The sequence below is a fragment of the Ruegeria sp. HKCCD7255 genome, assembly GCF_013031565.1.
Classification (GTDB): domain Bacteria; phylum Pseudomonadota; class Alphaproteobacteria; order Rhodobacterales; family Rhodobacteraceae; genus Ruegeria.
On the sequence record NZ_WQAG01000007.1, the window covers coordinates 114327 to 137724 of the forward strand.

Consider the following 23398-nt stretch of genomic DNA (forward strand, 5'->3'; position numbering starts at 1 on the left):
TGAGCTGGTCGATGCAAAAAGACTTTCCGGGGCTTGATCGATTTGATCAGTCGCTCCTGACGATTCTGGCCGAAGACGGACGGCTTCCCGTTGCCGATATCGCTCGGCGTATTGGCCTGTCGAAATCGCCGACGCAGGCCCGGTTGAAACGACTTGAGGCCGAAGGCTACATCACTGGGTATCGCGCGATCCTGGATCCCATCCGGCTGGGACTGGATCACGTGGCTTTTGTAGAAGTCCGACTGTCAGACACACGCGAAAAAGCGCTGAGCGAGTTCAACGCAGCGGTTCGCAAGATCCCCGAGATTGAGCAGGCCCATATGATCGCGTCAAACTTTGACTACCTTCTCAAGGTTCGCACAAGGTCGATGTCGGACTATCGGGCTGTATTGGCGGAAAAGATCTCGGGCCTTCCGCATGTGGCCAGCACATCCACCTTTGTTGCGATGGAAGCAGTCAAAGAAACCGGAATGCTTGGGTCTTTGTAACCCGATGAGAGCGTAGAAATTTACGGAGCGGAACAAGGTTGCTACGCACGGTGATCATCGCCAAGTGGTGGCTAAACTGAGCAGGATTTCACCAAGCGGTCACTATTATTGCGCAGCGTTTCGTCAATGTATTGAAACATCCGCCTATAGATTGGAATAGATGGCCTATTGAGCTACGATGCAACTCAAACGGTAGTGTATACGGCCTCGCCAGCGTCGAAAGGTGGATGAAACAATGCCAGTTTTTATTACTCTTACCGATGCTGACACGACAGATCCCGCGTTCTGGGCTGCGCAGGATATTGGTCCTGACAGTACTATAGATGCATCCGGGTTGAGCCGAAGCATCCAGGTCACCATGACCGGGAACTCAATTACGTTCACGGATACCAGAACGGGTACTGTTACGACCTACACAGACGCCGATCTGGCCGGGGGGTCGTTTAGCCAATTTGTTGAATATACAGGCAATGCCAACGACGACAACATAAGTGGTTCTGTTGGTCTGAATGCGGGTGGGTACAGCGGTGGTGCGGGTGACGATACCCTGACCGATACGGGCTCACTCGGTGGAAGTATCCGGGGTGGCCAGGGCAATGATACCCTTCAAGGCGGGTCTGGAAACAACAATATTTTCGGAAATGCAGGCGATGACATCCTGCGCGGCGGGTCTGGCAATAATATCCTCAGCGGTGGTGCCGGAAGCGATACGCTTTTTGCCGAGGATGGCAGTGGGAACCTGGATGGCGGATCTGGGGCCGATACCATTCACGCTGGATTGAATACGACTTTCGTAACCGGCGGGAGCGGAAACGACACGCTTATCCTGCCAGCCGGATCAACCTTTGCGCCGTTTTCACCAGGTGCCAGTGGCGGGACGGCCACGCTGCCGAACGGGCGGACATTCACTTATGTAAACATCGAGAATGTTGAAATTGCATGTTTCACGGCTGGAACCCTGATCCGAACACCCGAAGGCGAACGCCCGATCGAAGAGCTTGAGGTCGGTGATCTTGTAGAAACGTTGGACAATGGTGCGCAGCCTGTCCGGTGGATTGGAAAGCGCTCGGTCGACGGCCAAGGTAAACATGCTCCGATCCGCTTTGAACCCGGTGCGATCGGCAACCGACGTGCGTTGTGCGTTTCGCCACAGCACCGTGTTCTGGTGTCGGGCTGGCGGTGTGAGCTGTTCTTTCACAGCGACGAAATGTTGTGCGCGGCAAAGCACTTATGTGATGGTGAGACGATCCGACAAGCCCCGTGTGAAACTGTCAACTATGTACATATCATGTTCGACCGGCACGAGATTGTGGAGTGCGAAGGGGCACGGCTTGAAAGCTTTTTCGCAGGTGAACATATCTTGCACGCCGACCGCGCCGTCTATGATGAATTGATCGAAATTTTTCCGGAACTGGCGACAAAAAAGGGCGCGCCAATACCCGCGCGCCCGTTTCTGCGAAATGCTGAAGCTTCGCTTTTGATCTAGCTTGATGACCAAATGCCAATGGCTTGGCGCTGTTTCAAGCCGCATATGAATTTCAACCGCTTGTTGGCCTCAGGACATGTCCTCAGAGGCAGACAGCGAGATACGTGACCAGACCGCATCGTGATCCGACAGGGGCCTGTTGGTTGCGTCAAGCGAAGCCACCTTGCCAACTTCGACCGGCGAAACACCCCGGCCAGCAATCCAATCCAGCTTCATCACGCGGTCCGGGTGCGGCGTAATCAGGCTTGGCCGCGTGGTATGCCCTTCGGCGGTAAAGTCCCAGCTATAGCCCCGCGCTTCTGCCGCCTGAAACAGCTGTTCTCCGCGCCAGTCGAAATCGGGTGGCACATGGTTGCCGGTATTCAGGTCACCGCCAATCACAACAGGTCCGGTGGGCGAAAAGTCCTCAATCGCGTCCAGCAAAATCTCGAATTGGCGCAGGCGAAAACAGCTGTCTGCGTTGCTTTCCAAATGGGTCGACACCACGGTCAGCGGCCCGTTTTCGGTCGGCAATTCGGCCAAAATCGCCATGCGACCGCCCACGCGTGGCTGTTCGGGGTCAGATGCACCCGACTCGGCTGCAAACCAGTGGCCCGCTTCATCCAGACGCACCATCGCGGTGCGCGAGAACGGTACCGAGGATAAGATCGCGTTGCCGTGCCACCCCTTGGTGTTGAAACTGTCGATGCACAAAGCGCGTTCCGTGGGGCCACCGAGATCAAGCTCATGAAACTCGACGGCAAACGCATAGGCCATGCCCATTTCTGCGGCGAACTCTGCCGTGGTGTGGCGCTGTGCCGTGCGCGCCATGCCGTGATCGACCTCTGACAACAGGATCACATCCGGCTTCAGGGGCGAAAGGTGCTGTGCAGAGGCCTCGGGGAAGAGGCAGCGTTCCACATTCCAGGCCACAATTGTCAGTTCAGCGGGCAACGTGTCGGCAGATGCGGTGCCGCCCAGCTGTACGGCATTCATAGCGGGAATATTTGCCAACAAAGATTTGTGAGCATCCGCAGTACGCGGTGAGGTCAAAATGCGGGTGCGCTCTGCCTCTGAGATTGTCGGCAGGTCTGAAAGAATGTTGGTGATCACAAGGATTTCCCCGTTTGCGTATCAAACAGATGCAACGTCTCTGGTCGCAGGGTTATGTTGGTCACACCGGGCGCGGCCTCGACATCCTTGCCCACATGGACGGTAAAGGGCTGGCCGCCAAGCTCGCCATGCAACAGGCGGTGTGCGCCAAGCTCCTCAACGATCGAAACCGCAAATGGCGTTTGTCCCTGCTCGGACAGCACCACATCCTCGGGGCGCACGCCCAACTGCACCGGGCCTTGTGCGCTTGTCTGCGCGGTGCCCAGCACGGTGCTGCCATTGACACGGATTTCACCGGCTTCGACGCGCGCGTCCAGCAGATTCATCGGCGGTGCGCCCATGAACGAGGCCACAAAGGTCGAGGCGGGGTTGTGATAGATCTCGGCCGGGGTGCCGATCTGTTCGATCTCGCCACCGTTCAGAACAATGATCCGGTCAGCCATGGTCATGGCTTCGACCTGATCATGGGTCACATAGATCGAAGTCACGCCCAAACGGCGCTGCAACGCCTTGATTTCAATCCGCATCTGGTTGCGCAGCTTGGCATCCAGGTTCGAGAGCGGCTCGTCAAACAAAAACAGCGCCGGGTCGCGCACTACTGCGCGCCCCATGGCCACACGCTGCCGTTGACCGCCCGAAAGTTGCGAGGGTTTGCGATCCAGCAACTCGGTCAGGTTCAGCATCTTGGCCGCTTCCTGAACCTTGGCCTCTATATCGGGTGCCGAGGTGCCGCGATTCTTGAGGCCATAGCCGATATTCTTGCGCACGGTCATATGCGGGTAGAGCGCATAGTTCTGGAACACCATCGCGATATCGCGGTTGGCCGGGTCAACGTTATTCACACGTGTCTCACCGATCTTGAGATCACCAGTGGTGATCTCTTCCAGCCCAGCGATCATCCGCAACAGGGTGGATTTGCCACAGCCCGAGGGCCCAACGAGCACAACGAATTCGCCATCTTTGATCTGGATATTTGCCGGTTTGACGGCTTCAAACCCGTTTGGATAGGTCTTGCCGACCTGGGCCAGAGTAACATTTGCCATTTCGGTTTCCTTTTGTGCCCGCGTGCCAAGCGGCCTGTGGGCGAGTTATGTCTGAAGCATGGGGCCTATTTGTCGGACTCGGTCAGGCCCTTGACGAACCAGTTCTGAAAGAAGAGCACGATCAGAACCGGTGGCAGCATCGCGATGATGGCAAGCGCCAGCGCCTGGCCGTATTCGGGGATCGAGTTTGCATCGATCATTGACTGGTAGATCTGCTTGATGCCGCGCACCAGGGTGAACAGCCCCTCATCGGTGGTGATCAGTGTGGGCCACAGATACTGGTTCCAGCCGAACACGAACATGATGATGAAGATCGCCGCGATCATGGTCTGGGACAGGGGCACCAGAATATCGATGAAGAACTTCACCGGCCCGGCTCCGTCAATGCGCGCGGCTTCGGCCAGCTCTTCGGGGACCGAGCGGAAGAATTGACGGAAAAAGAACGTCCCCGTCGCTGAAGCAATCAATGGGATGATCAGACCGGAATAGGTGTTCGCCAGCCCCAGGCGTTGAATCGCCTCGAACGAGGGCAGGATCCGCACTTCCAGCGGCAAAAGCAGCGTGGTGAAGATGATCCAGAAGGCAAAGGTGGCAAAGCGCAGCCGGAAGTAGACCAGCGCATAGGCGGCCAGCATCGAGATGATGATCTTGCCGATGGCAAAACCAAAGCCCAGGATCATCGAGTTCTTGAGCATCACCATCCCGTCGACGGTCGCGGTAAACCCGCCTTTTTCAAACATGGCCTTGCCATAGTTCTCGGCAAAGTGGTCGCCGGGCAGGAATTGGATCCCGTTGCGCGCAATATCCACCGCGCTGTGGGTCGAAGTGATGAAGATCAGCGCCACAGGAACCAGCATGAACAGGGCGCCCAGGATCAGGATCGTGTGGTCAAAGATCGGCTCCCACCGGATCGGGCGGCGCGGGGCGGGGGTGGTGATGTCAGTGCTTTCAGCGATCGCCATGGGGCACCTCTTAACTATAGTGAATACGGCGTTCGATCAGCCGGAACTGAAAGACCGTCAAAACAAGGACAACAACCATCAGCACAACCGATTGCGCCGAGGATCCGCCCAGATCGTTGCCGCGGAAACCGTCCATATAGACCTTGTAGACAAGGGTCATGGGGTTGTTGCCAGGTTCACCTTTGACAAGCGTGTCGATGATGCCGAAGGTGTCGAAAAGGGCGTAGGTGATATTGATGATCAACAGGAAAAAGCCGGTGGGTGCCAGCAGCGGGAAGGTGATATCCCAAAAACGCCGCGTACCTGATCGGTTGTCGATCATGGCCGCTTCGCGGACCGAGCGGGGAATGGATTGCAGCCCCGACAAGAAAAAGATGAAATTGACCGGCACCTGCTTCCAGACGGCGATGATCACATAGGCCGTCGCGGTCGAGGTATTGTCGACCAGAATGCGGAAATCCCAACCCAGGGCCTGGAAGAAATCCGTCAGCGGCCCATTGTGTTGGTGAAACAGCAAGATGCCCATGAAACCCGCCACAGGTGGTGCGATGGCATAGACCCACATCAGCAAGGTGCGATAGGTTCGGGCCCCGCGTATGACTTTGTCTGCCTTCACCGCCAAAAGCAAAGCGATGGCAAGCGAGAAGAAGGTGACCAAAGCCGTAAAGATCAGCGTGAACCAGGTTGTGCGCAGATATTCGGAGCTTTTGACAAGATCGGTATAGTTCTCGGCACCCACAAAAGTCGCGCCGAAGCCGAACGGGTCTTGTAGATAAAAGGACGACTGGATCGCCCAGCTCGCAGGCCAATAGAAAAAGATCGCGATGATCGTCAGCTGAGGCAGCAACAGTGCCACCGGTAGCCAAACATTTGTAAATCCGGCGCGTTTCACGTCGAGCCCCTTGCAGTCAAAGGTCAATGGCCGACACAGGTGCGGCCATTGATAAGGTTTTGGAGAAGGCGATTAGCCTTGCGTACGCGCAAAGCGCTCGAGCAGCTGGTTGGCTTCTTCCTGGATGGTCGCGAACGCTTCGTCCACGGTGGTCTCACCCGTCAGGATGCGGCCGTATTCGCGGTTCATCACGTCACGGATCTGGACGTAAAAGCCCATGCGATAACCGCGGGTAAACTCACCAGCAGGCAGGCTGAGCTGTTCGATGCCAACCTCGGCGGCCGGGAACTTTTCGTAGTGGCCGTCTTCTTTGGCCAGCGCATAGGCCGCATTCGTGATCGGCACATAACCGGTTGCCTCATGCCAGAAATACTGGGTGTCGGCTGCGGTCAGGAAGCGGAAGAATTCCGCAGTGGCCTTGTTTTCTTCGTCAGACTTGCCCGCCATCGCGAACAGAGCGGCGCCACCGATAAAGGTTTGGGTGGGCTCGGCGGCTACTGCTTCCCAGTAAGGCAGCATCGTGGCCGAGAACTCAAAGCCCAGATCTTTGGCAACCAGACCGCCAAAGGAACCTGACGAGCCCAACCACATGGCAACTTCACCATCTTCAAACGGCTTGGCGTTGTCGCCCCAGCCGGTGCCATACCATTCAAAGAACTCTTTGTCCTGCCAATCGGTCAGGGCGGTGAAATGAGCTTTGATCGCCGGATGATCAATCATGATCTCGGTGTCGGTGCCATCATAGCCGTTGTTGTTCGACGCAAATTGCAGGTTGTGGCGCGAGAAGAAGTTCTCGGTGAAGATCCAGGGCAGGTGCGACTGGCTCAGCGCGATGTAACCGGCATCCTTGAGGGCTGGCGCGGTGACCTCTTGGAACTCTTCCCAGGTCTTGGGCGGGGTGACGCCGGCCTTTTCCAGCGCGTCAACATTGTAATAGAGGATCGGAGTTGACGAGTTGAACGGCATCCCGATCATTTTGCCGTCGCTGTCGGCATAGAAATAACGGACACCGGCGATATAGTCGTTGATGTCGAAATCAACACCATTGTCGGCCAGCAGATCCTGAACCGGGATTGTCGCGCCCTTTGCGCCGATCACGGTGGCAGCACCTGCATCAAACACCTGCATGATGTTGGGTTGTTCACCGGCACGGAAAGCAGCGATACCAGCGGTCAGCGTCTCTTCGTACGAGCCTTTGAAGACCGGGGTGATCTTATAGTCGTCCTGGCTGGCGTTGAAATCTTCGGCCAGCTGATTCACCGTTTCACCCAATTGGCCGCCCATCGCGTGCCAGAAGGTGATTTCCGTTTCCGCGAAAGCTGCCTGGCCTGCAAATGACAGGGCGAGGCTTGCAGCGCCGAGTTTGAGAAGTTTCATTTAGCTACTCCATGTAGTTTGCCCGCAAAACGGGGCGATATCGGACGCGAACCTTGGTTTTTTCCAAGCGTCCGGCGTCCGATTGAATTGTGGAAAGGGAAAAGAACTTGCCCCCGAATGCACGAATGTGCACACGTGTTCACATAGACTCGTTTTGTAACGGAACTGCGACGTTTTGGATTCGAGTTTGTTACATTTGCGTCGCCCGAAGGAGCAGATTGAACATGGCGGGAAACTCTGACAGCCCAGTGCGGCCAAAGCGTGTCACAGCGCAGATGGTAGCGGATCTGGCCGGAGTGTCGCGATCAGCGGTCTCGCGTGCGCTGAACGACGGTGGCTATGTTGACGCCCAAAAACGAGAGCAAATCGTCAAAGCCGCAGCCGAGCTTGGGTATCAGCCCAACGCGCTTGCAGCCACTTTGCAAGGTGGTGCATCGCGCCTGGTTGCGGTTGTTGCGGGAGATGTTCGAAATGTGCATGACAGCAACTTTGTCCTCAGACTGTGTGAAGGTCTGAACCGGCAGGGGTTTTGGCCCTTGGTCATCACCGGATCGCAGACCGCTTCGGGAATCACCGTCGAAGACGCGCTGCGGTTTCCCTTGGATGCGATTGTCGTTCGTGGCGGCAGCATGACCGAGGCTTTGGTCGATCGCTGCGGCAAACTAAACATACCAATGATCTGTTATGGCCGTAGCATCGAGAACGCAAAAGCTGACGCTGTCTGTTGCGAAAACGCGGCTGGAATGCGCAAAGCCACCGAACTGCTTTTGGCCAAAGGTCGAAAAAAGTTTGGGTTCATAAGCGGGCCCCAAGGCTTTTTCTCGTCCGATCAGCGGCGGCGGGGTCTGATCGAGACATTGGATCAGGCTGGACTGAGCCTGAGCTTTGAGCATCCCGGCGATTTTACGGTCGACGGGGGATTTGCAGCGGCGCAGGCAATGATCGCTTCAGGTGAGACCATCGACGCGCTGATTTGTGCCAATGATGCGTCGGCCATCGGCGCGTTGGGGGCGCTTCGGTCTTGCAACATAGATGTCCCAAACCAGATGTCTGTCATCGGTTTCGATGACGCCGAGATGGCGCGGTGGCCCATGTTCGCGTTGACGACGGTTCAAAATCCGATCGATTTGGTGGTCGAAACGATCCTGGATCTGATCCAAAGGCGTATTACCGCGCCGGAAAGGCCTGCAAAAACCGTGACGGTCATGCCCGAGATCGTATTGCGGGAAACTCATTAGCGCGGCTTCTTTAGTTTGAAATCTGACGTCGGATCGACGCTGATTTTCGGGAGCATCCCAATGAAACAGGTCTGGCTGAAATTGCGCGAAACTCCGACGATGATCCACTTGACCTCGTCTTGGGTATGACATAAACCCGCGCAGGCTGAGCGGGCGTCGTATACTGGCTATTACCTCAGCCTTCCAAGCTGATGAAGCGGGTTCGATTCCCGCCGCCCGCTCCAAAACACTCAGCTTGATCCATTGTTTGACAAACACGTTCCGCGCTTTTGCGGTTTCGACCTTTCGGTGAGTATTTGGATCGAGCGCGGGCGACGCGTTGCGTCAAATGGCCTTAGCCCAACACCGAATATCCACCATAAGCTTGACGCTGCGCGTCGGCGCAGCCAAGAAGCTGATCAACACGTGCGAACCCGTGTGACAGATAATCGAACAAGGGCCAAACATGGCAAGACCACCTTCCGCAAATCGAGCCAACATGCCCGCTCCGGGTGCAGACCAAGAGCGTGAAGGTTCCAGGAAGTTCGGCGTGCTAGCCTCGTTATGGCCTTTCATGCGTCCTTACAAGGTGCTGATGATCGGGGCGACGCTGGCCTTGATCGTGACGGCGGGGATGACGCTGACACTGCCAGTGGCGGTGCGGCGTGTGGTCGATCATTTCCGTATCGAAGATGGCGAGCTGCTGGACTGGTATTTTCTGGCCGCGCTGGGTATCGCTGCCGTTCTCGCGGTTGGTACCGGCATTCGCTATGCGCTGGTGACGCGTTTGGGGGAACGGGTTGTGGCCGATATTCGCAAAGCGGTCTTTGACCGCGTGATCGGTATGAGCCCCGAATTCTACGAACGCATCATGACCGGAGAGGTCCTGAGCCGTATCACCACGGACACCACGCTGATCCAATCGGTTCTGGGATCCTCTGTGTCCATCGCGCTGCGCAATATGTTGATGTTCTTTGGCGGGCTTGTGCTGATGCTGCTGACCTCGGCCAAACTGACTTTGCTGGTTTTGCTGCTGATCCCCATTGTCATTGTCCCGATCCTGGTGCTGGGTCGCCGTTTGCGTGCGATCAGCCGCGAAAACCAGGATTGGATTGCTGCCTCGTCCGGCAATGCGGGCGAGGCGTTGGGCGCGGTTCAGACCGTGCAGGCCTTTACCCACGAACAAGAAAGCCGCAGCCAGTTTTCCGAGATGACGGAAACCTCGTACCGCGTCTCGTTACGGCGTATTCAGGCGCGCGCGGTCCTGACGGTCATCGTGATCTTTTTGGTGTTTTCCGGTGTCGTCGGCGTGTTGTGGATGGGGGCCAATGATGTGCGCAACGGGGTGATGACCGAAGGCGTTCTGATCCAGTTCGTGATCTACTCGATCATCATGGCGGGATCGGTCGCCGCGCTGTCGGAAATCTGGAGCGAATTGCAGCGCGCCGCAGGCGCGACTGAACGGTTGGTCGAGTTGCTGAATGCCAGTGACACGGTAACCGATGTTGCAACGGCGCAAATGTTGCCGACGCCGGTGCGTGGTGAAATCGGGTTTCATGATGTGACCTTCCATTACCCTTCGCGCCCTGAAACCGCTGCGCTGAATAATCTGACACTGACAGTTCAGCCGGGTGAGACGGTTGCGTTTGTGGGTCCTTCGGGCGCGGGGAAAACCACCGTCATTCAGCTTATTCAACGCTTTTACGATCCCGAGCAGGGGCAGGTCACCTTGGACGGGGTCGATCTACGGGAGCTGCGCCGTTCGGATTTCCGCCAACACATCGCACTGGTGCCACAAGACCCGGTGATCTTCGCCGCCTCGGCGCGCGATAATATCCGGTTTGGCCGGCTGCATGCCTCAGATGCCGAGGTAGAGGCCGCTGCCCGCGCCGCCGACGCGCATGATTTCATTGCGGCGCTGCCAGAAGGCTATGACAGTTTTGTCGGTGAACGCGGTGTGATGCTGTCAGGCGGACAAAAGCAACGCATTGCCATTGCGCGCGCCATATTGCGGGACGCCCCGGTTTTGCTTCTGGATGAGGCGACCTCGGCGCTGGATGCCGAAAGCGAACGCGCCGTGCAGGGCGCTTTCGACCAAATGCGCGCCGGGCGAACAACACTGATCGTTGCGCACCGGCTGGCAACGGTGAAAAAGGCCGACCGGATCGTGGTGCTGGAAGACGGCCGGATCGTGGCTCAGGGTACCCATGATGATCTGGTTGCTCAGGATGGTCTGTATGCCCGTCTGGCGCGCCTGCAATTCACGGATGGTGTCGTCGCCGCCTAAGTTGACGCGCGGGCATTTGCGGTTGGCCGTAGCGTTATTCTACTCTTTCTTGCGCTTCAGGGCTAAGCCGTTGCTTGCGCGCGGTTTGATTTGCTCCCATCTTGGAAAGGGCAATGATCCCCTGCGCACAGCGGGAGAGAATGGGAGGAAACACATGGCCTTTGTAGGTAAGGAAGACAAGGCGCGCATTGAACAGGAAATGCCGTGGGAAGATAGGGACCTGCCGGTCACATTCCATCAACTTTTGTCACGCACGGCGCAAAAGTTCCCCGACCACAATGCCATCAGCTTTCAGCTTTTGTCCGGCCCGACCGACAAGGCCGAGACCCTGACCTGGTCGCAATTGCTGGGCAAGGTCAATCAGGCAGCCAACCTGTTCCGGTCATTGGGTGTAGGGGAAAAGGATGTGGTGGCCTATGTGCTGCCCAACTGCAACGAGACGTTGGTGACCATGATGGGGGGTGCCGTTGCGGGGATCGTGAACCCGATCAACCCACTTCTCGAGCCCGAACAGATCGCTGCCATCCTGCGTGAAACTGGGGCCAAGGTTGTGGTGACGCTGAAGTCTTTCCCCAAGACGGACGTGGCCCAAAAGGTCGCGGAAGCCGTGCGTCATGCGCCCGCTGTGAATACCATTCTGGAAATTGACCTGAACCGTTATCTCACGCCGCCAAAGTCTTGGCTTGTCCCTTTCCTGCGCCCCAAGATGGGCGACAAAGAAAACCTGGCCCATGCGGATTACAAGAATTTCAATGCGGAACTGAACAAACAGCCGACAACGCTGACATTCGCTGACGGTGCCGAGGACCGCGTTGCCTGTTACTTCCATACGGGTGGAACAACAGGCATGCCAAAGGTTGCACAGCACAAGTATTCCGGCCTCATCTACAACGGCTGGTTGGGCAATACGCTGCTTTTCGACGAAAATGACGTCATCATGTGCCCATTGCCGATGTTCCATGTCTTCGCCGTCCATGTGATCGTGATGGCGGCCGTGTCGTCGGGTGCGCATGTCATTTTCCCCACGCCTGCAGGCTATCGCGGGGACGGGGTTTTCGACAACTTCTGGAAACTGATCGAACGCTGGAAAGTCTCGTTCATTATCACGGTACCAACGGCGATATCGGCCAAGATGCAGCGCCCGGTCGATGCAGATATCTCGAGTGTGAAAACGGCCTTCTCGGGCTCTGCCCCGCTGCCGGTCGAGTTGTTTCGGCGTTTCGAAGAGGCGACGGGTGTCACCATTGTCGAAGGCTATGGCCTGACCGAAGCGACATGTCTGGTGTCGTGCAACCCGGTTGATGGTGAAAAGAAAATCGGCTCGATCGGTATCCCGTTCCCCTATACAGACGTCAAAATCCTGCAGGATGGGACCGATGGTCCGACAGAATGCGGCACCGATCAGATCGGTGAGATCTGCATCTCGAACCCTGGCGTCTATCCAGGCAATACCTATACCGAAGCCGATAAGAACGTGGGGCTGTATCACTTCGATAAATATCTGCGCACTGGTGATCTGGGGCGGTTTGACGAGGATGGCTATCTTTGGATCACGGGCCGCGCCAAGGATCTGATCATCCGGGGTGGGCACAATATCGATCCTGCCGAGATCGAAGAGGCGTTGCTGGGGCACGAGGCCGTAGCCTTTGCCGGAGCCATTGGTCAGCCGGATGCCCATGCGGGCGAGGTGCCTTGCGCCTTTGTCGAACTGGTCGATGGGGCCTCGGCGACCGAACAGGAATTGATGGAATACTGTAAGGTGCATGTTCACGAACGGGCCGCACAGCCCAAGCATATGACCATTTTGGACGAGCTGCCGAAAACTGCCGTTGGCAAGGTGTTCAAGCCTGACCTGCGCAAGCAGGCGATCACACGCGTCTATAACGCAGCGCTCGATGAGGCAGGCGTCGCCGCACGGGTGGTCTCGGTCATCGACGACAAAAAGCGCGGACTTGTCGCGCAGCTTGACGCGAACGGAACTTCGGAAGACGATGTTGCCAAAGTGCTGGGCGCCTTTACCCGGCCGTGGGAGTGGTCAAGCTAAACCCGGAGGGACAATGGACTATGAACGCCTGATCGACGAAGAGACCTGGGCGTTCATTCGTCGCACGGCTGAAAGCTATCCCGACGATGCGGTCGATATGACTGTTGCCGATCAGCGGCGCGTCTATGACGCAATGTGCGCTGACTTTAGACAACCGCGTCCCGCTGGGGTTGCGACACAAGACCTTTCGGCAGACGGTGTTTCCGTACGTGTCTATACCGCAGGCCACCCCACACGCACCGTCGTCTATTTCCACGGCGGAGGTTTTGTCGTGGGCGGTTTGGACAGCCACGATGATGTCTGCGCCGAGATTTGTGCGCAAACAGGGTATCGCGTCGTGTCGGTCGACTATCGGTTGTGCCCGGAAAATGTCCACCCGGCGCAGTTTCAGGACGCATGGGCTGCGACAGGCTGGGCTGCTGCTGAATTTGGTGATCCGTTGATCCTGGCCGGTGACAGCGCGGGTGGCAACCTGGCTGCGGCGACAGCGCATCACGCGCGCGGGCAGGGCCTTGAGATACTGGGGCAAGTGCTGATCTATCCGGGTTTGGGCGGAGATCGAACCAAGGGGTCGTATGTCGAACACGCCCATGCACCGCTTTTGACGCTGGATGACATAAAATTCTACGAAACTATCCGCTGTGCAGACGGCACCGCGGACGGTGATCCAACATACGCACCTCTGCATGACACCGATTTTTCGCACCTGCCACCAACCGTGGTTGTCACTGCTGATTGCGACCCGATCCGTGATGATGGTCCCGAATACTGTAATCGGATCACGGCAGCAGGTGGCCATGCCCATTGGATCAACGAACCCGGTCTTGTCCACGGATACCTACGGGCGCGTATGACTGTGAAAAGGGCGGCGGACAGTTTCGAGCGGATCTCGGTCGCTATTGAGGCTTTGGGGCAGGGGATCTGGCCCTATGATTAGTGGGCCCCGATGATAAACGGTTCAGCTTTCATCGTATCTGCAACCGGTGCGCCAAGGCGGTTCAGGATCGTCGGCGCCAATTGCAACTGGTCGATCACCGTATCGGCCTCTGGCCCGTCCGCGTCACCAAAGTAGTATAGCGCCGTTTCCTGTTGCAGCGGGTCGCGCCCGCCATGATGCCCGCGCGCGTCTTGCCCGTGGTCGGCGGTCACGATCACCTCGTACCCCAGTTGCCGCCAGCGCGGGATGAAAGGGGCCAGCATCTCGTCCATGACGAAACAGGCGTGATCCATTTCAGCGCAATCATGGAAGAACCGGTGGCCCATACTGTCCAGAGTGCAGCTGTGCAGGATGCCGTAGTTAAGGCCAAAGCGCAGGCACAGATTGGTGAGCGTGCCAAAAAGATCGACATCTGACGGTGTCATCTGATTGGCTTTGCCATAGCCGGTCATCGAATGGAACCGACCATGATTGATGGTCGAGCTTTCGGGCTCGTCATATTCCACGTCGCGCACATAGTCGAAGGGATGGCGATTGAAAAACTCGGACCAGAAGCTGTGGGTCACGGCACCTGTAATGCCACCTGCTGCGCGCACCTGGCTGAAGATATCTTTGTGACCCAACCGAAAGACATTTCCGTTCCCGGTACAACCATGCTCCTGCGGTGTCACACCCGTATGGATCGAGGCATAGCAACTGGCCGAAGTTGAAGGCAGAACCGAGCGCAGTTTCCAACTGCGGGCCGCGCCGCTGTCGACCCAGCCCTCAAGATTGCCAAACAAACGGCGGAAGTTGCGGTAAGGCACTCCGTCAAGGATGATCAGCAGCAGTTTGCGGTCCATATCCGGCGTCCTTGTTCAATGCTGGTGACGTCTGTTTGACGCGCCTCGCGGTCATCGGCAACGCAAAAAGCGACATCTTTTGCAACCAGATCGCATCCGCCACATGCCGCGATTGTGAACGCGCTCAACAGCGTAAGCGAATACAGTTCTGCCCTAGGAAAATGAACAGGTCGGACGATGGCTAAGGTTTCGAAACGTAAAAAGGCGCAATTGCAAAAAGCAAAAGAGGTGAACGCGCAAGGCGCATCGCGTCGCGACGTTCTAAGGCTGGCGCGCAACGGCGCAATTGCAGCCGCCGTCGTGGGTGGCGGCAGCTTTTTCATGATGCGCTCGGTCCGCGCCATGCAGGCTGAACAAGACCTGTCGCGTGTCGGGCAGGGTACGCCAGTGGTCGTGCAGGTTCATGACCCGCAATGCCCGACCTGCAATGCGCTGCAACGCGAAGCGCGCAAGGCAATGAAGCAGTTCGCCGAGGATGAAATGCTCTATCTGGTTGCCGATATCAGCCAGCAAGACGGTGCAGGATTTGCCAACCGCTACGGCGTCCCGCATGTCACGTTGCTGTTGTTTGACGGTGAGGGCACATTGCGCGAAACCCTACACGGCATGCGAGATCAAGAGGAACTGGAACCCATCCTGGTGCGTCACTTTCAGCAGTTTGGGTAGAAGGATTGGGTGAACTTGCAGTTAGAACAGTGTTGTCTGCTTTGAGCCTATTTCGACCGATGCCGCACTCTACACCAAGTTCAGCTTTTCAGAATAGCAATTGACTTAGATGTACTCCAACTCACTGCCCTTTGGTTAGCATCTTCTTCAATTTTGTGTTCGTACTTTCAAGTGCTTTTGACCGGCGCGCATCAGACACCTACACTCCGGTGTACTCGCATAGCCACTTGTGGAAGGTCGCATCGTTAATCTCGAACTTGCGGCACAAGTTCTTTGCGCCCAGATCAGCTTGGTGCTCCTTTAGAATGCCAATGATCTGTCCTTCACTGAGACGGCGTCTCTTCATCGTCTGTCTCCTGAGTTGGAGAACAGGCTACCCAAATCGAGCACATTTCACGGGATCAGGTCAATCTTCGCAAGGGCTCCGCTCAGCAGGCATTGACTGCAACCTAATCGCGAGAAAAAGCCACGAATGGATTATGCACTCAAACGGCACGGATCAGGGAACTGCGTTACAACCGGTTTGAAAACTATTCGACTAGCACAAACCTAAGAACAAGCATGCTCGTTAATTGCCAAAGGTTTGCAACACATCCACGCCTAATGCTGCAAACAGTCTTTTTTTGCCAGTTCGATAACAATTCTTACACCGTCACTTTCGGAAACATACCGGCTCCAACCCATTCTGTAAGTGTTCAATCCGCCATCACCATTAAAGTACTCGGCGGCAATCTCACCTGTAGGGCTCAAGATAACGAGCCGGCCAAAATTTTCTTCCTCTACCATCCAAGAGCCGTCATCCATTCGGTCGAACAAGCCTTCAGAGATTGTACGAATTTCGGCGCGCTCAAAGTCTTTACGCAATAAATCCTCGACGACACCCTTTTCAAAATCGAAAATCATAATGCTATTAGCGCCATCCACTTGTGGCAAAGCACGTATATTGATCGTGCTGTTATCATAGATAGCTATTCTATTTTCATCGAGTATGTCGACATCGTGCTGAAATCGCCACGGACCAGTTTTATACCAAAGCACTTCATCCGTCGAAGGCCGATAAAGCAGAACCAATGATTTGTGCCGCATACTCAAGAATAGATCACCTTCTTTCCAATGAGGTCCGCTTTCATAGACTGGTTGGATATCGTTCAGGTGAAGTGGATCCGGGTCATAGGAGCCGCTCATGGAAAACAGAAGATGCCCCAGCCCATTCTTCAGCAAGATATTTGGAACCGATCTTTCAAGTACGACTTCACCTTCCTGGTTCAGGGCGACAATCGTGTCATCGCGGAAATCCGATCGAACCCTGGCTATTTCGGTGGGCAGGCGTGTTCCGGGAACCCAGACTAGGCCTTTGGGGCCTAATTCGGTAGAATGGTGGAAGCCGCCGGTTGTGAAGGCGGTTCGTTGACCGCATTGGTCAATTTGTAAAAGGGAGGTGTAGTGGTCTTTTACGATCAAGGCTCCATTGGGCAGTACCAGCGGGTGAATGGAACGAAAAATCTCATTGTCGATTGCCTCTGACTGATCGTGAAATGGATGAACCTCCTGATCTGCGAAAACAAGCTCAGCATCGATGGGCCACTCGTGAACTATTTCGAATTCTGGAAGCGCTACCAATTCTACGCGATGGTGGCGTGAGACGCCGTCGTAGCGGCTTAGCAATATGTATCCGGTGAGATCAGAAACCAAGTTCTCATCGCGTACAACCCATCCGTCCTGACCATGAAATCTGGGTGCCTCGCCCCAAATCGTCGACATACGATCGTGGTTGATACTCTGGAAGACATCTCGGGCATTGGACGGAAGATTCGCGATTCCAAATGCGAGTTCGCCAAGCGCGCCATACTTATCGTGCCCATTCATGTGGTTTCGGAGGACGGTTCCAAAACCGATCAACACGAGACCAAATCCAAGGAAAACTAGGACCAATACCCAAGCCTCGATTTTCTTAAATAGAAGCTTCTCCATCTACGAACCTCCTGAGCATGATGGTGTTATCTTTTGGTTGGCGCTTAATTTCAGGACTAAATTCATCTTATGGCAAGGGCGGAAAGCGCTTCGTATTGATCTGTCGCGCGTTTGAGCAATGGCTTCGAAAACAAGGTATCGGGTCTTTCGTCGGGAACATTTCGAAAGAAGCCTGACAGGTCATGTCGATCTGCGTAACCGACTCGGTTCACTAACGCGTCCATCGTCGACTTGGGCGCGGTGCGCAGATCATCTTGAGTGACGAAAATAACGTCGTCAGCATGACGCGCGATGCTTTGAAACGCGCAAAGCCAATAGGACAGCCAGTAGTCCGCACTCGATAGATTTCTCTCGAGTTGATCGACACCTTCAAATAACAGGGGGCGGTGCAATTCGCCGAACTCAAAATGCCCGATGTCATGCATGTACTTTTTGACAAACGGGTCCCTTTGGTGAAGAAATTTGAAATTTTCGTGCTGACGCATCAGTGATGCACAATGCGCGGCCGGATGACGAATAGGAACAACGATCTTACAGCTTGGGAACATCTTTGGAAGTAGACCCAGACGTGCGATATTCGCATTGTTCTTTGAGACATAGCGCCAGTCACCACTTTCTGACTGTGACTGCCTGAGGTAGATGATTTTCTTGAAATGGCGCTGGATATCTTCGGTTGCCGCCGCAGACGCACTTTTTGGACCCCAGCATTCGATACCATCCTCTAGGTATTTTTCCGGCCAATGAAGCTTCCACAGAACTTCTTCAAAGGCCTCTGGGGTATCTAGATCAATCTCAAGGCCATCGCCGTGCGCCCGCTCGCGCCGTGTGACTGCACGCTTTGCGCTTAGGCGCGACCATATTACGGGTGCCGTGACAAAGGGCATATCGCGATATAGATGAGTGGCAGACCCGGGTAGATCACATAACGCATTCAGGACAGCTGTTGTACCTGCGCGCGCGAGCGATGTCACAAATATCGGAGGGGCCATGTCGACGTTGGCAATCTTGCGAGCAGCAAAGTGATCGTCCAGTTTGCCTGCTGCACGTAGCACGCTAGCGCCTGAAAAGGCCAGTGTGTGAAGCGTTTTGTCGTTAATGCTCTGATCGTTCGAGCTTTGGTGCGCGTTGGCATCATCATTAACCGAATTTTTACTGGGACGGAACAACCATGCGGCAAGCAGGGCAGCTACGGTAACAGCCGCTAGAAAATCGAGCCGGAACAAAACCGCAAGACTTTCTTCAATGGTCGACAGGTTCGCCCAGTCTGCCAGCAGAAGCGGAAGATAAGATAGCGCCAGGGCAAGTCCAAAAGCGAGGATGATCTGAGCTGCACCGCCCAGTAGGCGCAGCCCCGCGCGTCGGACGCGTTTTTCTTTTTCCTCTTCTTCCAACGATGGGTCGAACATCGCTGAGACCCCCGAATAGGTCTCGGATGTCAAAGATGAAAACAAATTAAACACCTTCAGGCGAATAATAGCGACGCCGAATGCAATCACCGCCAATAGTGAAGTGAGTAAAGACCAAGCTGCCACAATAACTTACTTTGCGCTCTCGGGATCGATCTCGCGGTTTTTTTCTCGACGCGCCCTTAATTTGCGGCGGATGGGAAACCACAACACCCCGACAAACAACAGCACCAAACCGATAATCGTCGCAAAGACAGCGATGATCGCACCGGCTCCAACTCCGGGACCGATGTATGCTTCGGCGGGCCCTACTGTCATTAACAACGTCGCGGCGCTCAGCAAAAAAAGGCTCAGCAAGTTGAACGAAGAAACGCAGATGATTTGTGCGGAACTTTTTACTACTTTCTCAATCATAAAATCTCCCACGCCGCATATGTGCAGCGCCTTGAGGCTTGCTGCTTTTCAGACATGAGTCAACACTTCCGCACATCCTCTCACACTGGCATTGATCGGTTCCTGTCGGGCGCAATGCAGGGCGATATCGCAAATTTAGAGGTCAATAGCGTCAGAAGCCCGAGGTGATGGCCAGATTTCTTCAATAACTTCCGCTATTCAGCTGATTGACCGGTACTAAGCGGATGCACGAGTTTCAGTATATTGCGTCGCCATGGAGCGGCATTAAATCGAGACAGAACTGTTTTCGTTTTAAGTAGAGTGATGCATAGTTAAGCTCTTTGTTTACCGCGCCATCTCTCACAGCCAGTCGAACACCAGCTTGCTCGATCCGACGTCGCGTTCGTTAGCGTGACGTAGAATTGTGTTTGCCAGGGCGCAGTCTGCGGCAACAGCTGCACAAGCTTGCCCATAGAGACAAGCTACGACGTCAAAACTTCCCATCCAAGCTAGGCGCCCAACCCGCTACTCAACAGCATGACGAAATGGCTCGCGCGCCAAAACAATCAATTCATGATTGACGGAGATAATTTTCAACAATCGAGCAAAAGCTTCTCCACCGGCTACCTAAGAAATTGGTTTATTTGAATTTGCGGCCATTCGCAAAATGGAATCGAATGGCCGCTTTGTCCGCGACTCAGTCGTGGTCACCTCAACGATCAAGCGCTTGCAGCGAATGAAGACTATGCGGGCTGCGATAGCAGCATTCTGAGCGGTTGGTGAATGGCAGGAATGGGCCCTTGCGGAGGGTCGAGTTTAAGGTTCAACCTAAGATGCTGAACTCACTCAAAGCATCCAATGCAGTCAGCATAAGATGGGTCGAGTGTTCGAAAAAGACCTCCAGCTCGCCGACCAAATATGATAAGCGCACTACAGCGCCGAACAATTTATCTTTTTGCCAAGTCGCCCTGCAGCCGATTCAAAAGGCCAGTCTTATGAACAGTTCAGCAATCACGCCTGAGGAAATCATCAAGTTCTGGTTCCCCGAAGGCCCCGCACCCGATCCGAAGGAGCATTTGGAGTTTTGGGTGTGGCGGATGCGCGGTGGCGCCAATGCTGAAGTTTTGGAGAAATACTCGGAAATCACTCAGTTGGCTGCGGACGGAGAACTTGATTTTTGGGCTGAGACTCCGGAAGGCCGATTTGCGTTGATAATCATCTTGGACCAGTTTCCACGAACCGTTTGGGCTTGTACCGCCAAGGCATTCTCTCAGGACCCGAAAGCCTTGAAACTCTGCCTTGAAGGATTCGAAAACGGACATTTCGATGCGCTCGAAAATGTGTGGTACAAAACCGCGTACAAAATCCCGCTCGAGCATTGCGAATGTCCTGATCATCTTGCCAATTTGGATCTTGCGGTGGCGATTGCAGAGGCCCTTGCAGACGAAGCTCCTGCGCACTTGAAAGAACTGTATGAAAGGGCGCCGCAACAACCGAAACTACACCGCGCGGTCGTGGCAGCTTTTGGTCGTCATCCACACCGGAACGAGGTTCTGGGTCGCCAATCAACCGAAGCTGAACTCGAGTATCTGGCAAAAGGGGATTTCCCACACCAGACAGATCTTGGAAAACAATACAGGGATCTGTTGTAGATACCCGAGATCGGAAGCTTTGAGATGAGGTTTCAGACCTTTCCCCCGACCCAAGATTGCCTTGGAGTCACCAATGTCTCGCCTCAAAAACAAAGCTATTTGAGGTTCTTCTGCGCGATGACAGTTTAGGCTGTATTTGGACATTCACGGAGATTGATCATGACCCGCGCCGGGATTGGGTTTGCGATTGTACTGGTGGCCGCTACGGCGCTCTGGTTTTTGAGGGGAACTCAACCAACTACAAACCCACCGTTGACCCGCGCGCATTTGTTCAATTTGCCTTTGAAGGTGATCTACAGAACCTCTCACCGGTGTCGGTCGATGTCTCGATGCAAAACGGAGATTCGGCCTTCGGGCTTGGTCCAACGGGGCGATCTTTTTATGCACAAGGTGACGGTGGCGCGTTGGTCATCGAAACCGCAGAGCTGGGCAATCTGGTCGACGTTGTTGAGATTGCGTTCGATTTCCGTCTTGAAGATTGGACCAATCCAAACGAAACAAGCGCACCTGTGCAGACAATGGTTGTCGTTTCCGGGCGGAGTAACGGTAACCCGTGCATTTTCTCAGGCTTTCACGGAGAGACCTACAACACTCCCGCCGAGATATCCGAGGCGCGCAACGGTCTTTTCGTCGACCGTATGGCTCTGAACACAGCGCCGGGTGGCGAGGGGCAATGGACCGGTGGGCGCGGGCTGGTTCTGGAATACCGCATCCGCACCGAGAACGGCTTTCTCACCGCAGGCTACACCCGTTGCAAGATCAAGCCCTGGTCTTTGGAAGGGGGTGAGGAAGGGTCCGGCAACTATGTGGATGTCATCAAACCGGACGGAACCGAGCGCTATAGCTTTGTATCGGGGCTTGATGTGACGACCGATGATGTCATTCGGGTGGTGACTTCATCGGGTGCTGGCTATGGCGATCCCAAAGACCGTGCGCCCGAGGCGGTCGCAGCCGATATCAAGAACGGGTTCATCACGCCCGAACGTGCACGTGAAATATACGGGACGACCGGATGAACAAACCCGCGATCAAACTCTTCTACCTGAGCCCGGTTGCCCCGCGCCCCGGGCATGAAGAGCTGTTCGCGGAAATGGCCAAAAGCCATAAGTGGCCAGAGACCGAAGCCCACGTGGCCTGTATGCCCACCACCATGGGCAGACTGACCCATGTGGAATTCCGTGCCTATGAGGCGGTTGCGACACCTTATTTGGTGCGTGCGGTCCGCGCAGCGGCGCGAGAAGGGTTCGATGCCTGCGTGATAGGTTGTTTCTATGACACCGCGCTAGAGGCCGCCCGCGAGGTCTCGGGCGATATGATCGTGACCGCGCCCTGCGAGGCCTCCTGCGATATCGCGGCGACGCTCGCTAATCGCTTTGGGATCATTGTCGGACGTCAGAAATGGGTGCACCAGATGGAGCGCACCGTCCACCGTCTGGGCTATGGCGCGCGCCTGACCGGGTTCTATCCGGCCGGGCTTGGCGTGACAGAGTTTCAGACGGAACCCAACCGTACCGCTGATTGCCTGCGTCGCGCAGCTGACCGTGCCGTCAACCGCGACCATGCCGAGGCGCTAATCCTCGGCTGTACCATGGAGATCGGCTTTCACAAGGTGCTTGAGGCCGAATTCGGTGTGCCGGTCATCGACCCCAGCAGCGCCGCGTTTCTGCGTGCCCAGCATTTTGCCTATCTTAAACGGGCCGCTCATCTGCGCCCCAGCCGAAAGTGGAGTTGCGAAGCTCCGAGCGAAGATGCGCTCGTTGCGCTTGATGTCTTTGACCGGGCCCCGTTCTTCGCCAACCGCATAACCTTGCCTGCCAACCAACAGGAGAGATCCGATGACTGAGACAAAACGCAAAGTGATGTACCTCAACCCTGTGGGGACCGATGGCTATGATCAGGTTTTTGTTGACATGGCTGCCAAATACAAAATGCCGGGAACCGAGGTGCATATCACCTCGCTCGACCCGGGGGACGGCGCCTTTACCCATATCGAGATGCGGTCCTACGAAGCGATGGTGACCCCGGGCATCATCAAAGCCACGCGCGCTGCCGCCGAGGAAGGGTTTGACGCGCTGGCGATCGGTTGTTTTTACGACACCGCCCTGCACGATGCGCGCGAGGTCTCGGGCGAGATGGTGGTGACCGCGCCCTGTGTCGCCTCATGCCGTCTGGCAACAACCCTATCGAACCGGTTCGGTGTTATCGTCGGGCGGCAGAAATGGGTACATCGGATGCAGTCGACCGTAGAAAGCCATGGGTTCGGGCGCGAATGTGCGGGGTTCTATCCCGTTGGTTTGGGAGTGAATGACTTTCAGACAGATCACACGAGCACCAATGCATTGCTACAACAAGCCGCGGCGCGGGCAATCGAACAGGATCACGCCGAGTCCATCATTCTTGGGTGTACATTGGAAATTGGGTTTCATGAGAAGATGGAGGCCGATCTGGGCGTACCCGTCATTGACGTATCCATCGCCGCGTTGAAAGAGGCAGAGTATGCGGCCGAACTGAAGGCCAACTGCAATTGGAAGCCCAGCCGCAAATGGTCTTGCGAAGCTCCGGACGAAGCCGAGATCGTCTCTTTTGGTGCGTTTGACCAGGGCGGAATATTCGGCAACCGCATCGTTGTCGCAGCCTAGGAGA

The 23398-nt window shown here is 55.6% G+C and carries 20 protein-coding genes, 1 tRNA gene and 1 pseudogene; 12 read left to right on the forward strand and 10 right to left on the reverse strand.

Annotated elements, in window-relative coordinates; genetic code table 11:
- The first annotated feature begins 11 nt into the window (after positions 1 to 11).
- Together GOX45_RS14195 and GOX45_RS22270 are read left to right on the forward strand one after the other, a co-directional pair.
- Positions 12 to 488, forward strand: a complete 477-nt coding sequence (locus GOX45_RS14195; protein ID WP_171101922.1) for an Lrp/AsnC family transcriptional regulator — start codon at positions 12 to 14, stop codon at positions 486 to 488.
- A gap of 235 nt (positions 489 to 723) precedes the next feature.
- A complete protein-coding gene (locus tag GOX45_RS22270) occupies positions 724 to 1974 on the forward strand; it encodes a Hint domain-containing protein (protein WP_171101813.1) in 1251 nt (416 codons plus the stop codon).
- Between the two features lie 69 nt (positions 1975 to 2043).
- On the opposite strand, the gene GOX45_RS14205 is transcribed toward GOX45_RS22270, so the two are convergent.
- The 5 genes from GOX45_RS14205 to GOX45_RS14225 all read right to left on the reverse strand — a co-directional run bounded on the left by GOX45_RS14205 (position 2044) and on the right by GOX45_RS14225 (position 7340).
- Positions 2044 to 3066 (reverse strand): endonuclease/exonuclease/phosphatase family protein, encoded by a 1023-nt coding sequence (locus GOX45_RS14205; protein ID WP_371808982.1) that lies wholly within the window; start codon positions 3064 to 3066, stop codon positions 2044 to 2046.
- Positions 3063 to 4109 carry an ABC transporter ATP-binding protein gene (locus tag GOX45_RS14210; protein WP_171101814.1) on the reverse strand — a complete coding sequence of 349 codons (1047 nt, stop codon included), beginning with the start codon at positions 4107 to 4109 and terminating at the stop codon, positions 3063 to 3065. Before GOX45_RS14210 ends, GOX45_RS14205 begins: the two co-directional genes overlap by 4 nt.
- A 65-nt stretch (positions 4110 to 4174) precedes the next feature.
- A complete protein-coding gene (gene ugpE, locus GOX45_RS14215; RefSeq protein WP_171101815.1) occupies positions 4175 to 5071 on the reverse strand; it encodes a sn-glycerol-3-phosphate ABC transporter permease UgpE in 897 nt (298 codons plus the stop codon).
- A gap of 10 nt (positions 5072 to 5081) precedes the next feature.
- The gene (locus GOX45_RS14220; protein WP_171101816.1) at positions 5082 to 5963 is read right to left on the reverse strand and encodes an ABC transporter permease subunit; all 882 of its coding nucleotides are present in this window, start codon (positions 5961 to 5963) and stop codon (positions 5082 to 5084) included.
- A 72-nt stretch (positions 5964 to 6035) separates the two neighbouring features.
- Positions 6036 to 7340 (reverse strand): extracellular solute-binding protein, encoded by a 1305-nt coding sequence (locus GOX45_RS14225; protein ID WP_171101817.1) that lies wholly within the window; start codon positions 7338 to 7340, stop codon positions 6036 to 6038.
- Positions 7341 to 7564: 224 nt separating this feature from the next.
- Between GOX45_RS14225 and GOX45_RS14230 the strand changes: the two genes are divergently transcribed.
- The 5 genes from GOX45_RS14230 to GOX45_RS14250 all read left to right on the forward strand — a co-directional run bounded on the left by GOX45_RS14230 (position 7565) and on the right by GOX45_RS14250 (position 13825).
- A complete protein-coding gene (locus GOX45_RS14230) occupies positions 7565 to 8578 on the forward strand; it encodes a LacI family DNA-binding transcriptional regulator (protein WP_171101818.1) in 1014 nt (337 codons plus the stop codon).
- A 149-nt stretch (positions 8579 to 8727) separates the two neighbouring features.
- Positions 8728 to 8802: transfer RNA gene (locus GOX45_RS14235), tRNA-Gly, on the forward strand.
- Positions 8803 to 9023: 221 nt separating this feature from the next.
- Positions 9024 to 10844, forward strand: coding sequence for an ABC transporter transmembrane domain-containing protein (locus GOX45_RS14240; protein WP_171101819.1), 1821 nt, complete (start codon positions 9024 to 9026; stop codon positions 10842 to 10844).
- A 154-nt stretch (positions 10845 to 10998) separates the two neighbouring features.
- Positions 10999 to 12888 (forward strand): acyl-CoA synthetase, encoded by a 1890-nt coding sequence (locus GOX45_RS14245; protein ID WP_171101820.1) that lies wholly within the window; start codon positions 10999 to 11001, stop codon positions 12886 to 12888.
- Between the two features lie 13 nt (positions 12889 to 12901).
- The gene (locus GOX45_RS14250; protein ID WP_171101821.1) at positions 12902 to 13825 is read left to right on the forward strand and encodes an alpha/beta hydrolase; all 924 of its coding nucleotides are present in this window, start codon (positions 12902 to 12904) and stop codon (positions 13823 to 13825) included.
- Here the strand turns inward: GOX45_RS14250 and GOX45_RS14255 are convergent.
- The gene (locus GOX45_RS14255; RefSeq protein WP_171101822.1) at positions 13822 to 14667 is read right to left on the reverse strand and encodes an alkaline phosphatase family protein; all 846 of its coding nucleotides are present in this window, start codon (positions 14665 to 14667) and stop codon (positions 13822 to 13824) included. The genes GOX45_RS14250 and GOX45_RS14255 overlap by 4 nt on opposite strands.
- 177 nt (positions 14668 to 14844) lie before the next feature.
- On the opposite strand from GOX45_RS14255, the gene GOX45_RS14260 reads away from it, so the two are divergent.
- Positions 14845 to 15333, forward strand: a complete 489-nt coding sequence (locus GOX45_RS14260) for a thioredoxin family protein (RefSeq protein WP_171101823.1) — start codon at positions 14845 to 14847, stop codon at positions 15331 to 15333.
- Between the two features lie 130 nt (positions 15334 to 15463).
- Here the strand turns inward: GOX45_RS14260 and GOX45_RS14265 are convergent.
- From GOX45_RS14265 to GOX45_RS14280, 4 genes and pseudogenes are all read right to left on the reverse strand, one after another.
- A pseudogene (locus tag GOX45_RS14265) lies at positions 15464 to 15679 on the reverse strand (transposase); the annotation flags it as partial.
- A 254-nt stretch (positions 15680 to 15933) separates the two neighbouring features.
- Positions 15934 to 17304: an arylsulfotransferase family protein gene (locus tag GOX45_RS14270; protein WP_171101824.1), complete on the reverse strand. Its 1371-nt coding sequence runs from the start codon at positions 17302 to 17304 to the stop codon at positions 15934 to 15936.
- A 62-nt stretch (positions 17305 to 17366) separates the two neighbouring features.
- Positions 17367 to 18800 (reverse strand): sulfotransferase, encoded by a 1434-nt coding sequence (locus tag GOX45_RS14275; RefSeq protein ID WP_371808984.1) that lies wholly within the window; start codon positions 18798 to 18800, stop codon positions 17367 to 17369.
- Between the two features lie 42 nt (positions 18801 to 18842).
- A complete protein-coding gene (locus GOX45_RS14280; RefSeq protein ID WP_254444505.1) occupies positions 18843 to 19124 on the reverse strand; it encodes a hypothetical protein in 282 nt (93 codons plus the stop codon).
- An 812-nt stretch (positions 19125 to 19936) separates the two neighbouring features.
- Here GOX45_RS14280 and GOX45_RS14285 point away from each other — a divergent pair.
- The 4 genes from GOX45_RS14285 (at position 19937) to GOX45_RS14300 (ending at position 23394) form a co-directional block, all read left to right on the forward strand.
- Entirely contained in the window at positions 19937 to 20755 is an 819-nt protein-coding gene (locus GOX45_RS14285; protein ID WP_217350459.1) for a DUF924 family protein, read from the forward strand.
- 311 nt (positions 20756 to 21066) lie between these two features.
- Entirely contained in the window at positions 21067 to 21771 is a 705-nt protein-coding gene (locus GOX45_RS14290; RefSeq protein WP_371808983.1) for a hydantoinase B/oxoprolinase family protein, read from the forward strand.
- Positions 21768 to 22598: an aspartate/glutamate racemase family protein gene (locus GOX45_RS14295; protein ID WP_171101826.1), complete on the forward strand. Its 831-nt coding sequence runs from the start codon at positions 21768 to 21770 to the stop codon at positions 22596 to 22598. The genes GOX45_RS14290 and GOX45_RS14295 overlap by 4 nt, the downstream gene beginning before the upstream one ends.
- Entirely contained in the window at positions 22591 to 23394 is an 804-nt protein-coding gene (locus GOX45_RS14300; RefSeq protein ID WP_171101827.1) for an aspartate/glutamate racemase family protein, read from the forward strand. Before GOX45_RS14295 ends, GOX45_RS14300 begins: the two co-directional genes overlap by 8 nt.
- Positions 23395 to 23398 lie beyond the last annotated feature (4 nt).